Source organism: Nostoc sp. (assembly GCF_036917195.1).
Lineage (GTDB): Bacteria > Cyanobacteriota > Cyanobacteriia > Cyanobacteriales > Nostocaceae > Nostoc.
In genome coordinates this window covers 93,215-106,386 of the sequence record NZ_JBALDG010000033.1, presented here as the reverse complement: position 1 = coordinate 106,386, position 13,172 = coordinate 93,215, and the positions used below count along the sequence as shown (strand labels likewise).

12 protein-coding genes and 1 pseudogene are annotated in these 13,172 nt (G+C 41.1%); 8 read left to right on the top strand and 5 right to left on the bottom strand.

The features are described from left to right. The first annotated feature begins 44 nt into the window (after positions 1 to 44). Both V7K40_RS11605 and V7K40_RS11600 read left to right on the top strand, forming a co-directional pair. Positions 45 to 767, top strand: a complete 723-nt coding sequence (locus V7K40_RS11605; protein WP_334959608.1) for a Uma2 family endonuclease — start codon at positions 45 to 47, stop codon at positions 765 to 767. A gap of 114 nt (positions 768 to 881) precedes the next feature. After that, positions 882 to 2,495: a WD40 repeat domain-containing protein gene (locus V7K40_RS11600; protein WP_334959606.1), complete on the top strand. Its 1,614-nt coding sequence runs from the start codon at positions 882 to 884 to the stop codon at positions 2,493 to 2,495. Between the two features lie 53 nt (positions 2,496 to 2,548). On the opposite strand, the gene V7K40_RS11595 is transcribed toward V7K40_RS11600, so the two are convergent. The 4 genes and pseudogenes from V7K40_RS11595 to V7K40_RS11580 form a co-directional block, all read right to left on the bottom strand. Then, positions 2,549 to 2,992 carry a DUF29 domain-containing protein gene (locus V7K40_RS11595; RefSeq protein ID WP_334959604.1) on the bottom strand — a complete coding sequence of 148 codons (444 nt, stop codon included), beginning with the start codon at positions 2,990 to 2,992 and terminating at the stop codon, positions 2,549 to 2,551. Between the two features lie 16 nt (positions 2,993 to 3,008). Continuing rightward, a pseudogene (locus V7K40_RS11590) lies at positions 3,009 to 3,104 on the bottom strand (DUF433 domain-containing protein); the annotation flags it as partial. Positions 3,105 to 3,113: 9 nt separating this feature from the next. Continuing rightward, complete coding sequence (locus tag V7K40_RS11585) at positions 3,114 to 3,386, bottom strand: LapA family protein (RefSeq protein ID WP_334959602.1); 273 nt, start codon at positions 3,384 to 3,386, stop codon at positions 3,114 to 3,116. A gap of 72 nt (positions 3,387 to 3,458) precedes the next feature. Further along, positions 3,459 to 4,883, bottom strand: a complete 1,425-nt coding sequence (locus tag V7K40_RS11580; protein WP_334959600.1) for a phosphoglucomutase/phosphomannomutase family protein — start codon at positions 4,881 to 4,883, stop codon at positions 3,459 to 3,461. Positions 4,884 to 5,030: 147 nt separating this feature from the next. Between V7K40_RS11580 and V7K40_RS11575 the strand changes: the two genes are divergently transcribed. The 5 genes from V7K40_RS11575 (at position 5,031) to V7K40_RS11555 (ending at position 8,045) form a co-directional block, all read left to right on the top strand. Then, positions 5,031 to 5,885: a PD-(D/E)XK nuclease family protein gene (locus V7K40_RS11575; RefSeq protein ID WP_334959598.1), complete on the top strand. Its 855-nt coding sequence runs from the start codon at positions 5,031 to 5,033 to the stop codon at positions 5,883 to 5,885. Between the two features lie 123 nt (positions 5,886 to 6,008). After that, positions 6,009 to 6,233, top strand: coding sequence for a hypothetical protein (locus V7K40_RS11570; protein ID WP_334959596.1), 225 nt, complete (start codon positions 6,009 to 6,011; stop codon positions 6,231 to 6,233). Between the two features lie 76 nt (positions 6,234 to 6,309). Then, positions 6,310 to 7,002 carry a hypothetical protein gene (locus V7K40_RS11565; protein WP_334959594.1) on the top strand — a complete coding sequence of 231 codons (693 nt, stop codon included), beginning with the start codon at positions 6,310 to 6,312 and terminating at the stop codon, positions 7,000 to 7,002. A 70-nt stretch (positions 7,003 to 7,072) separates the two neighbouring features. Beyond that, the gene (locus V7K40_RS11560) at positions 7,073 to 7,759 is read left to right on the top strand and encodes a hypothetical protein (protein WP_334959592.1); all 687 of its coding nucleotides are present in this window, start codon (positions 7,073 to 7,075) and stop codon (positions 7,757 to 7,759) included. Then, positions 7,746 to 8,045: a hypothetical protein gene (locus V7K40_RS11555; RefSeq protein WP_334959590.1), complete on the top strand. Its 300-nt coding sequence runs from the start codon at positions 7,746 to 7,748 to the stop codon at positions 8,043 to 8,045. The genes V7K40_RS11560 and V7K40_RS11555 overlap by 14 nt, the downstream gene beginning before the upstream one ends. Positions 8,046 to 8,102: 57 nt before the next feature. Here the strand turns inward: V7K40_RS11555 and V7K40_RS11550 are convergent, their stop codons facing one another. After that, a complete protein-coding gene (locus tag V7K40_RS11550; protein ID WP_334959588.1) occupies positions 8,103 to 9,782 on the bottom strand; it encodes a transglutaminase domain-containing protein in 1,680 nt (559 codons plus the stop codon). 491 nt (positions 9,783 to 10,273) lie between these two features. Here V7K40_RS11550 and V7K40_RS11545 point away from each other — a divergent pair, with 491 nt between their 5' ends. Beyond that, positions 10,274 to 13,132, top strand: coding sequence for a cation-translocating P-type ATPase (locus V7K40_RS11545; RefSeq protein ID WP_334959586.1), 2,859 nt, complete (start codon positions 10,274 to 10,276; stop codon positions 13,130 to 13,132). Positions 13,133 to 13,172: the final 40 nt, after the last annotated feature.

Sequence of the window (13,172 nt, the reverse complement as noted above, 5' to 3'; positions counted from 1 at the left end):
GATTACCTACAATCTATCTAAAATAAGATTTGGCAAAACCGCTCATGTTAAACTACAATCCGCTACATTGTTTGCCATCTTCCGAAGAATTACCCGACTCAGATGATACCGCTGTGGATAATGAACTACAAAATTTAATTCCCGGCTTACTGAAAACGACACTAGCTTTGGTTTGGTGCGATCGCTGGGATTGGTTCTTTGGTGTTGAGATGGGTATTTATTATGACCCAGACAAACCAGCCATTGTCCCTGATGGGTTTTTCAGCTTAGGAGTTAAACGCTTCATTGATGAGGACTTGCGCCTAAGTTATGTGCTGTGGGAAGAAAATAAACTGCCGATTTTAGCACTAGAAGTTGTTTCCCAAATATATCGGGAAGAATATAGTACTAAGAAAGAATTGTATGCCAAAGAATTAGGAATTTTGTACTACGTTGTATATAGTCCTCTTCGGCATAAAAAGCCGCCTTTGGAGGTGTATCGCCTAGTTGATGGGGAATATATTTTAATGTCAGGAAATCCTGTTTGGCTACCAGAGGTTGGTTTAGGAATTGGGCGAGAACGGGGAATTTATCAAGGTATAGTGCGGGAGTGGCTATACTGGTATGACGAAGAAGGGCAAAAATTACTGACACCAGAAGAACGCATTAGGGAAGCCGAAGAACGCACAGCTTTTGAAGAACAGCGACGTGTGGAAGCAGAACAACAGGTGAAAATGTTAATTGAAAGGTTGAAGGCGCTTGGTGTTGATCCAGAAACTTTGGTTTGAAATTATTATCAAGTAAAGGCTAAAAAATCAGCGCTTTATTGCCATTTTGTAAATTCTGCTCAAGTCCAGTATTTGGCAGTAGTTTGTAACATATAAAGAATCTTCTAAATCTTTATGAATACTACTAATCTTCTGAGAGAAATACAAGTTGAGTTCATTCAGAGACTCAATACAAATCAGGATGAAGAATTGTTATGTTCTAGATATGAAGGGAATTATAGTGAATTAAAAATCATTTTATTGGATGAATTAAAATATGCTAGAGAGTTTGCTTGGAAAATGGTTGATAAATTTAAGTATCAGAGTAATAATGCTCGTGTGATTTTCTCTAATCATCTAAAGGGAAAATTGGGAGAAATTGCCGTAAAACACTCTCTTGGAAACTACATAACTTCAGTAAGTTATGAAATTCTCCCTAGCGGCGATGGGAAAGTGGATTTTATGATTAATTCAAATAAAGATATTGGAATGCAAGTTAAAACTAGACATGGCAACATTAATACTCAGTGGAAGTTTTCTAAAGATGAAATAGAAATAAACAAAGTTTTGGCGTGTGTATTAATTTATAAAAAACATTTGGAAAGTCAAAGTTTTAATGAGTTTGAATCTGAATATAGACTTCTGATGGCAGGATTCATTCCTACAGAAATTATTAAAGATAAAATTAACGCAAATGAAATTAGTTTCCAGTCTGAGGAATCGGGATATTTTATTACTATTAAAATAGAGGATTTACTTCATGGTAGTGGTTTAAAAAATTGCCTGAAAAATTTAGAATTCATAAATAATTTGCAGTGGAAAGAGTATAAAATTCAGGCTCAAGGTGGAGATATATGCAGTCTTATAATTAGCCTAACTAATAAGACACTTGTAACAGGCGATAGTTGCCATTACATCAATTTTTGGGATTTGGAAAATCAAATCTTGCAATACTTTGTTGCAAGTACTAGAAGACAAACTGGCGATGGACATAGCGGAGATGTTACTGCTCTTGCTTTAAGTCCTGACAATAATTTTTTTGCTTCAGGAAGTGATGATAAAACTATTAAAATCTGGGACTATACTACAAAAAGTCTACTTAAGACCTTAAAAGGGCACTCAAAATCTGTGTATTCTCTAGTTTATAGCTTTGATGGTAAGCGGATTTTTAGTGGTAGTTCAGATCAAACGGTCAAGGCTTGGAAACTACCTGACTTTGAAATAGAGTTCACTATAGATGTCAAAGATAATCTCAATTCGATTAAAATTCATCCTAGAGGTGAAATTTTAGCTACTGCGGGAAAAGATAAAAATATTAGTTTTTGGAGAGTATCCTCTCAGCATTTACTATGTAAATTATCAGCGCATGAAGAACAAATTATGGATATCTGTTTTTCTAGCAACGGATTGATTTTGGCAAGTTGTAGTAACGATAAAACAATAAAAATTTTGAATACATCTCATGAAAATTTAATAAATGGATTAAAACCACATTTAAAATTTATAAAGTTACACGAAAACTATATTTATGCAATTACAATTAGCCCTGACTGCAAGCTACTTGCGAGTATAGATGGAAAGGGGACTGTATATCTATACGAGATTGAAACAGGACAACTGATTTGCAAGTATCCTGAACAACTTCAATCTAGTTATAGTAGAACTCATGCAATAGCATTCAGTCTAGATGGAAAACTTTTAGTTGCAGTAGCAAAGCGTGTCATCAGAGTTTGGCAACAGGTTAACTAATATGGACATTTCCTTATAATGTGCTTTCTATGACACAGCCACAAATACAGTTATCAAGTATCGTTTGCTTCCGGTAGCCAGTCTTCATCCAACACTAACTCTAAAGAATATGGGCAATCTTCTGGAAACACGGATACAAGTATGCCCGTTTGCTTGGCTGCTTGGCGACGTGCCCTTTGATAGCTTTCCTCAAGTTGCTCTGTTGGATAACTCTTGAGACTAGGACTATCGAGTATGGCTAACTCAATTTGGGTACGAGAATCAGTAATAGAATCCAACCAACTATCTGAGCGACGCTGAGGTTGATATTGCCACTTGAGCAGATGCAACAGTAGGCGAATTAGTTGACTAGCAATACCCCGCCGTTCACTTTTGCCCAAACTTTCAACCTCTTCAATCAGATGTTCCACATCAATTTCATGCCAGTGATGCGATCGCAATAGTTGGGCTGTCTGTTCAATCCACAAATTAAAATCTGCTATATAAATTCCACTCATAGACGTTTTTGATCAGCTGCATAGCTTCGTAGACGGTAATTCGCATTCCTCGAATACAAGGCTTAACACCTCGTTTTCCTGGTTAGATTGTAATAATGTTTTGGTACTGCACAGCTAAGGCTCAAAAATCATCATCAACAAAAAATTCGGCATCGTCTTCCAATCGAGAATTACGCTGTCCAAAACTAGCAAGGCCCCAAAAAGGTTGCAGCAGCGCCATGCCAATTAACCCTACACCGGCACTAAAAGCTAGCACTAAACCCATTGGTATCTGAATCGATTGGAATGTTAAGAATTTTAACGATACGGGTGTGGCATTTTGGACTGAAATAATTGCGATCGCTATTACCCAAACCGCTACAACTAAAGATGTCAAAAAAGGAGCGATTTTCATAGTTTGATAAAAGTTAGGAGTTAGGAGTTAATAATTCTTAACTTATAACTCCTAACTCCTAACTCTAACTGATTAAACTGCTACTGCCTCTAGTTTAGCAATGGCACTCTCTAACTCTTGGGCGATTTGGGTGAGTTTTTCGGGAGTGTTGGTTTCTAGGTAGACGCGCACCAGTGGTTCTGTACCAGAAGGACGCAGTAAAACCCAGCTACCCTCTTCCAAATAGAGCTTAATACCGTCTTTACGCCCCACTTCCTTGACTTTAATTCCTGCTACCTCTGTAGGTGGATTTTTAGTAAAAGAGTCGATGACGGCGGTTTTGTGCGCCTCTGTGAGGTGCAAATCTAGGCGGTTGTTGTAAAGTGGACCATCAGCTTCAGTGATCGCTTCTTTGACAAGTTGACTCAGAGGTTTGCCTTCATAGGCGATCGCTTCTGCCACCAGCATATCGGCTAAAACCCCGTCTTTTTCGGGAATATGCCCGATAATACTCAAACCGCCTGATTCTTCTCCACCAATTAATACAGCAGTTTCGCGCATTTTTTCGCCGATATATTTAAAACCAACTGCTGTTTCGTAAATTTGCAGCCCATTTTTAGCAGCGAAATTATCCAGCAGGTGGGTTGTAGCTACAGTGCGGACTATCGCGCCGGTTTTACCTTTGTTTTTGATTAAATGACGTGCTAGGAGTAGCAACACAGTATTAGGAGTAAGGACGTTTCCTTGTTCATCGACGATGCCAAAGCGATCGCTATCTCCATCCGTTGCCAAGCCCAAATCAGCTTGATCGTGAATTACTGCTTCCACTAACTCAACTAATTGTTCTCCTTTGGGTTCTGGCATTCCACCGCCAAATAAAACATCCCTCCAATCGTGGAAACTTTCTAACTGAACGCCACTATGTTGCAAAACTTCATCTAAATAGCCGCGAGAGGTAGAATAGAGCGCATCGTACTTTACCTTTAAATTAGCGCTTTTAATCCGTTCTACATCAAGTAGGGTGTAGATAAATTGCAGGTAATCTGGTTTGGGATTGAAAATAGAAATTGAACCCGATGGGTTGCTCCCAGGCAACTCATCCGATGCACTTTCGATATTTGCGACAATAGTATCAGTAATCTCTGGAGTGGCAGGCCCAGCATAATCGGGTATATATTTAATTCCACAGTAGGGTGCTGGATTATGGCTAGCAGTAAACATCAACGCCCCTGCGGAATTTAGGTGGCGGGCATTGTAGGCAATTACTGGTGTAGGGCAATCCCGATCAGTAATTTTGACAGTCCAACCCAAGTCTGCCAGGACTTGGGCCGCTGTTTGAGCAAACTCGTCAGCTAAAAAGCGAGTATCGTAGGCAATAAGTACTGGTCTATCTTTTGTATAGGCTGTTTCTAAGTAAGTAGCGATTGCCCTTGTTACTTTCCGCACATTTGGGAAAGTGAAGTCATTGGCAATAATCCCTCGCCATCCATCGGTGCCAAATTTTATCTTGCTGGACATTTTTGCCACTTGCTCCCGTACATTATCAGTACTATTAAAGCTTCCCGCAAAGCGTGTGTAGCAGCAAGTATTCTCCGAAGTTCTTTTCTAAGGAAGCCTTAGGTTAAACTTCTCCCCATCGTATTTTCGTCTCACTGTTTCTCAGCAATGTCAACCCCCGATCGACCTTTTGCCAGTTATCACCTTTGGTCTCTAGTTGCCCCAGCAACCGGGCAAGAACGCTGGCATTGCCAGATGAGACGGGGGTTTATCAAAGCACGGCAACACGAACCACAGGTCAAAGCGCTCTTAGCGCAAGCCACCGCACCCCAGCGGATTGGGATACTCGCCCAAAAAGGTGTTTATGAGTTTCATCATCACAGGCATCTGTTGAAGCAAGCAGATGGTGTAGAAAGAGTTGCACAGTTACTGAAATTAGGCAACTCAAGTAATCAAGTCCAGCAACGCGTCTTGCAAATTTTAAAAAAATATCACGATGCTCCGTTGCTTTTGGATAAAGATATTATCCAATTAACTCCGGGCGATGAAGGCTTTCCTAAACCGATAGTAATTGAACAAGAAGATTATTGCTTTCGGTTATATGCGGCTATGGACTGCGTTTTCATTGAATCTGATAGCACTTTACATATTTTAGATTTCAAAACTGGTAAGTCGGCTTTTGACCGACGACAGGCATTAGTTTATTTATTAGCTGCTCGTTATCTTTACCCTGGACGGAAAGCGGTTGCATCATTTTATAATTTAGAAATATGTAAAAAATCAGAGTTAATTAGCATCAATAATAGTGAATTAGAATCCTTAAAATTAGAATTAGCTAATATTGCCCACAAACACCAGCACGATTTGCAAAAATATCAGGAAGAGACTACTAATTTTAGTAAAATTTTCCCTCCCAATCCTGGCTCTCACTGCCGCTTTTGCCCATTTAACTCAATCTGTGATTTTGCCGATTTTAAGCACACTCAATCATATCCACTGCCAAGTTTAAGAGTTAATAGCTAGCTGGAAAAATGGTGACTAATTAATATGCCGGACGATTATCATTTACTTAAACTTGGTGGTTTGACGTCGCTAATTACAAGTGTAAATGTTTTTCTATGGGGAAACGAAGTATCAGTTGAATGTGTGTACGAGCCTACCGAGGATCGCTTGCCTTATGTGCTAGTTTTTCAGGACTGTCATGATATAAGGTGGAGTGTGCATGACTCAGAGGAAGTACATGAACTAGAAGCTGATCTCATCGGCTTTTCTATCGGTGCAGAATCCCATAAGAAAGCTGCTGTAATTACCACAGACATCTTTGAACTATCTATAATTTACGGCAGTTTTGTTATTCAAAAAAATTGGTAATAAGCAGAGAGTAGTAAGGTGTGTTATGCCGTAGCCTAACATACCCGACTCGCTAAATTCAATTGGAGTAATCAATATGAGGAATCTATCTAGACTTCTCCAAGATATTAAAAATAACCCAGTCATCTATTTAGATAAGCCATCAATTACTTGTCTTGATTCATTTTTAGTTGGGTATTTAAGCACTCGAACGGAGATGGGATTAGATAGAGAAGGGTCTGGTATTGAAGGCTTTCAAGAGTGGATACAAGAGAGAGAAAAAACTACTATTTCACAATCATGGGCTGGGATACTTATATTTGTTTGTGGTAGTGAAAGGAATGCTTTCTCTAATTTTTTTGAACTGTTTGAAAGATTTTTGAAAGAAGATGAGAGTTCACAAAAAAAGGAAAATGGTAACAATTTTAACTCTTCTGGGAATGATTTGATATTTTCTGTACGCGCTCTTTATGAGCTTCTGAATAGTATCAAGAAAAGACCTGGAATGTACTTAGGTACTAGCTCAATTACTAAGCTTGATATGCTTTTGCGGGGATATAGTCTGGCTCAAAGAGAAGTTGGTATACCCCCAACTGAGCAGGAAAGGGAATTTGAAGGTTTTCAGTTATGGATTCAAGAAAAATATGGAATTAAGTCAGGTCAGTCATGGTCTAAGATAATTCTTTTCTATTCTGTAGACGAGGATGAGGCACTACAGAAATTTTTTCAATTGTTTGAAGAATACTTGAATAAGAACAAGAGTTCAGAAGTAGACGAAAATAGTAGTTAAGTAGCGAGTAAGGTGTGTTATGCCGTAGCCTAACATACCCGACTCCCTAAATTCAATTGGAGTAATCAATATGAGGAATCTATCTAGACTTCTCCAAGAGATTAAAAATAACCCAGTTATATACATAGATAAGCCATCAATTACTTGCCTTGATTTTTTTATAGCTGGGTATTTAAATCAACTAAGTGACTTAGGATTAACTCCAGAAGGCTACCCAATGGAAGGATTTGACAAGTGGATGCAAGAAAGAGCAAAAACTAATATAACTCAATCCTGGCTTGAGATAATTCTGTTTCTTTCTAGTAGTGAAAAAGATGCTTTCTATATGTTTTTTGAACTCTTTGAAAAGTTCATAAAGCAGAAAAATAATTCAAAAAGGCAAGAAAGTGAAGACGTTTTAAGGCTTCGTCAGGATTTGATGTTTCCTCGGTTTGATATTTACAAGGAGATTCTAGGTGCTATAAAGAAAAGACCAGGAATGTATCTAGGAACTAGTTCAATTACTAGACTAGATATGCTTTTACGAGGATATAGTTTTGTTAGAAGAGAAGTTGGCGTACCTCCAACTGAGCCAGAAAGGGAATTTGAAGGTTTTCAATCATGGGTTCAAGAAAAATATGGAATTAACTCAGGTCAGTCATGGTCTAAGATAATTCTTTTCTATTCTGTAGACGAGGATGAGGCACTACAGAAATTTTTTGAATTGTTTGAAGAATACTTGAATAGAAACAAGAGTTCAGAAGTTGACGAATACTAAGCTTGATATGCTTTTGCGAGGATACAGTCTGGCTCGAAGGGAAGTTGGCGTACTCCCAACAGAGCCAGAAAGAGAATTTGAAGGTTTTCAATCATGGATTGAAGAAAAATATGGAATTAACTCAGGTCAGTCATGGTCTAAGATAATTCTTTTCTATTCTGTAGATGAGCATGAGGCACTACAGAAATTTTTTCAATTGTTTGAAGAATACTTGAATAAGAACAAGAGTTCAGAAGTAGACGAAAATAGTGGGTTAAGCAGAGAGGAGAGTATTAAGGTGCGTTAGCCTACGGCATAACACACCCTACTCACTTTCTTAAGGTTCTTTTTCCAATACCCAAATTCAAAAGGGTGGTAATTCTTTAAGAATTGTGAACCGAATATGATTAATCGCCAAATCACCAATGGGGATATCTTCTTTGGTTAGCCGCGCACCTTGGCTTGTCACAGTTTCAAAGGTGATGCCTTTGCCAATTTCAATGTGATACCAGCATAAACCCATAAAAAAGCGCGTCGGATAAGGCCCACCTTCAGCCACATCGTCAGGATTTGATTCCATTGGCAACCAGCCAAAATTCGGGACGTAGAACTCCAGCCAAACATGATTAAAGTCGGGTTGTAGCGGTACTCCTAGTAAGTCACTATGGGGAGGACATTTATACCTACCTACAGTCCGACAAGGGATGCCATTTAAACGGGATAGGGCAAGTAAGACGCCAACATATTCGCCACAGGAACCAACGCCCCGTTCTAAAACTGTATCTGGCGTATCAATGTAAGGTTTAATACCGTAAGATAATTCATCATAGACGTAGTTGCGGATGCTGTGCATTTTCCGCAGCACATTGGTTTCAGAACCAATCGCTTCTCTGGCGGCACGGCGAACAATAGTAGTATCCATTGCTAAATCGTCGTCATCCACTAGGTAGCGTGTTTGTAATTCTGGGGATACTTTAGGTATATCTTCAACATCTCTGGGTGTAATGCGATACTTAATACCTCGAACTTCCAAAAGTGCTTTCCAGCCAAATATATGCCGTTCTCCTGGGGTAAGAGAATCAAATTTAAAGACTGCTACACGTTGCCCCTCTACCACATCTTCAGTAAAGGGTATACCAATGGGTTCAACGTGTTTCACCTTTTGACGCTCAGTTTCCGATGGTAGGGCGATGCGCCATTCCACATCAGGTAAATAAACTTCGTCTAAGGGTGCAATTTCCTCAGCATAGGACATTTCAATGAGATAGCCATTAGAGAGGGCGTAACGCTTATCTGGCTGGTAATGATAATACAGGGGGTGAATAAAAGTGCGATCGCGGAACGTTAGCTCATGACTCGGATCAGCATTGGGGTTGTCCCGGATATAAGGCTCCTCTGAGGCGTAAGCGACGTAAATACTTTCTTTGCCTGTTTCGCTATTTTTATGGATTGCTATGCCTGTGGGAGATTCAAAGGGTGTCAGGACACTGAATTGAAGTTCTCCCGTTGCCCTATCCATCGCGTAAACTGATTGTTCAGTGCGATCGCAAATCCACAACATTTCTTGACTCACTGCTAAATTCTCTATGCCAACTCCAGGGGCATAAAATCTGGTAATCTCTTTCCGCGTTTGGCGATCATAAACCAGAATGTAGCCCTGCCTTTGGCAGCTGACATAAACTGTTGTTTCCCAAACAGCAACACCGTCAGCTTCATAAGGCAATGTCACAAAATGTTCCAGACCCAAAGTATTGAGCTTGCACAAGTAAACACTATTTTCTCGGCTCACCCATAGGGTATCTTCCCACGCCGCCAGACCAGTGACATCAGTAAATTCTTTAACTTGATGGGGATTGATAATTTTGCTGTTGTCAGAGGTGGGATCAATCTCTAGTAGATGCCCTTTTATACTGTCAATGGCAATCAGTCTATCTTTAATGAAAGTAATGCCACACAGGGTAGCAGCAGTAAGCGGTCGAATTGTTTTTTGCCCAAACATCTGGCTTGCGGTCACAGTGGGGGGTGTGAAACTAATATTAAGCATATTTATTGAATGGTTTAGCACGCCGAAGCAATTTAAAATTAAAAATTCGGCTGGAAAAGTTTTGTAGGTGAGGAAACCCTACTAGCACACCAGTTCGCTTGAGCGGGGGTAAATACGCAAGCGATTGGCTCAACTTTGGGCAAAATTCAAAATGTTCGCGTAGCGGATCGTAGATAAGAAATGCAATCGTGCCATGCATTTTGGCTATTGAGCAGATGTGAATTAAAAATAACAGCCTCAAATTAATTGTGACATATGCTATGTAACAAAGCTTCCAAGCTCTATTACTCATAATTATCGGTACAAACTTTTCCGAAAAACTCTTTCGTGAGAAATAATACTATCTGAAAAAAGGAGAAATTTACAAATGTTAAGAATTACAGATCCACTCATGCAACTGGGCGATCGCCTTAATGTAACTTTAGGAAATGGAATTCCTGCCATCACTAAATTATGATCGAATTTTGTAACCATTTCCTGTGACCTACACGATGTCTGCTAATTCTCTGCCTGAAGGTGCCGCCGTTTGGCATAGTTTAGAAGTTAATAAAGCGCTAGACCTGCTCGATAGTAACGCAGACAGTGGCTTAACATCCCAAGATATTCAACAGAGGTTGCAACAATACGGCCCCAACGAATTAGAAGAAACTGCTGGCCGTAGTGCTTGGGAAATTCTGCTGGATCAGTTCAAGAACATTATGTTGTTGATGCTGATTGGCGTAGCTCTGATTTCTGGGTTTTTAGACCTGATGCGTTTGCAGTCGGGCAATTTGAAGCCTGGTGAAGTGCCATTTAAAGATACCATCGCTATCTTAGCAATTGTCATCCTCAATGGCATACTCGGCTACGTCCAAGAAAGCCGTGCTGAAAAAGCATTGGCAGCCCTGAAAAAAATGACCTCTCCCTTAGTGCGGGTCTTCCGCGACGCTAGACTGGTGGAGATAGCAGCCAAGGAATTAGTGCCAGGGGATGTAATGCAGCTGGAAGCTGGGATGCAGATAGCCGCAGATGGACGCTTGATAGAAGAGTCTAATTTACAAGTGCGTGAGTCGGCATTGACTGGTGAAGCCGAAGCTGTGAATAAACAGGCAACATTGAAATTGCCCGAAGAAACAGATTTAGGTGATCGCCTAAATATTGTGTTTCAAGGAACTGAAGTAGTCCAAGGACGAGCCAAAGTTCTGGTGACTAACACCGGAATGACTACAGAACTAGGCAAAATTGCCACGATGTTGCAGTCGGTGGAAAGTGAGCCGACACCGTTACAGCAGCGGATGACTCAACTGGGCAATGTCTTGGTTACGGGTTCTTTGATTCTTGTGGCGATCGTCGTTGCTGGCGGTGTGATCAAGGACGGAGGTTTTAAAAACATCCAAGAACTCCTGGAAGTTTCCTTGAGTATGGCGGTTGCTGTAGTGCCAGAAGGTTTACCAGCTGTAATTACTGTCACCTTGGCACTGGGAACTCAGCGAATGGTGCGCCAGAATGCCTTGATTCGTAAACTACCAGCAGTGGAAACATTGGGTTCTGTAACTACCATCTGTTCTGATAAAACCGGTACGCTGACTCAAAATAAAATGGTGGTGCAATCGGTTTCCACTAACGACAAAACTTTTTGCGTCACCGGAGAAGGTTATGCTCCAACAGGGGATTTTCAGTTAGATGGTCAAAAAATTTCCCTAGAGGAGTTGCCAGAAATCTCAGCGTTATCAGTCGCCTCTGCCGTTTGTAATGATTCGGTGTTGCAAAAAGAACAAGGAGAATGGGCGATTTTGGGAGATCCCACAGAGGGGGCATTGTTAACACTGGCGGGAAAAGCGGGAATCGAAAAAGACCAGTGGAACAGTAAATTAACTCGCGTTGCGGAGTTCCCCTTTTCCTCGGAACGCAAGCGGATGAGCGTGATTTCTCAGGTGCAGGAAGTCGCCACAGGTGAAGCGTCTTCGAGAGGTGTTGACCCAGCGATCGCTGCTTTTCTCCAATCTGAACCTTACTTAATGTTTACCAAAGGTTCTCCAGAATTAACCTTGGGACGTTCCACTCAGATTCATTTGGGCAATCATACAGCCCCCTTGACCGAAAAACAACGCCAGAAAATTTTGGTAGAAAATGACCAAATGGCGAGTAAAGGTTTGCGGGTGCTAGGTTTTGCCTACAAACCCTTAGCACAGATCCCACCGGAAGGTTCAGATGAAGTATTTGAGCAAGACTTGGTGTGGCTGGGATTAGTGGGAATGCTAGATGCACCACGCCCAGAGGTGAGGTTAGCAGTCCAAGAGTGTCGGGACGCAGGCATTCGCCCAGTGATGATTACTGGTGACCACCAGTTAACAGCACGAGCGATCGCTACCGATTTGGGAATCGCCCAAGAAGGCGACCGCCTGCTCACAGGTCAAGAATTGCAGCGAATGAGTGACCAGGAATTAGAACAAAACGTTGACTTGGTGAGCATCTATGCTAGGGTTTCCCCAGAACACAAACTGCGAATTGTCCAAGCATTGCAACGCCGAGGCAGATTTGTAGCGATGACAGGTGATGGCGTCAACGATGCCCCAGCCCTCAAACAAGCTGACATTGGCATTGCAATGGGCATCACTGGCACGGATGTCAGTAAGGAAGCCAGCGATATGGTGTTACTTGATGACAACTTCGCCACTATTGTCAGTGCCACCAAGGAGGGTAGAGTTGTTTACACCAATATTCGCCGCTTTATCAAATACATCCTGGGCAGTAATATTGGCGAAGTTCTCACAATTGCATCTGCACCCCTAATTGGTTTGGGAGGCGTTCCCCTTACCCCCTTACAAATTCTGTGGATGAACTTGGTCACAGACGGTTTACCAGCTTTGGCATTAGCTGTGGAACCTCCAGAACCGGATGTAATGAAACGTCCACCTTTTAGTCCGCGCGAAAGTATTTTCGCTAGGGGATTGGGTTCTTACATAATTCGCATTGGTATAATATTTGCCATTATCACCATTGCCTTGATGTGGTGGGCTTATCAACATACCCATGCCGCTGGGTATCAGGGCGATCGCGAGGCTTGGAAGACAATGGTATTTACTACCTTGTGTATCGCCCAAATGGGTCATGCGATCGCTATTCGCTCCAACAACCGACTGACCATCGAGATGAATCCCTTTTCCAATATATTTGTACTAGCGGCTGTAGTTGTAACCACGATTTTGCAGCTGATGCTAGTTTACGTCCCACCCCTGCGAGATTTCTTTGGTACTCACTACCTGAATATGCATGAATTGGGGGTTTGTATTGGCTTCAGCGCCTTAATGTTCGTGTGGATTGAATTGGAGAAGATATTTTTGCGGATTATGGGCAAGAAGGCTGTCTGAAAAGGAGATTTTAGATTTTAGATTTATCTTTAATCCAAAA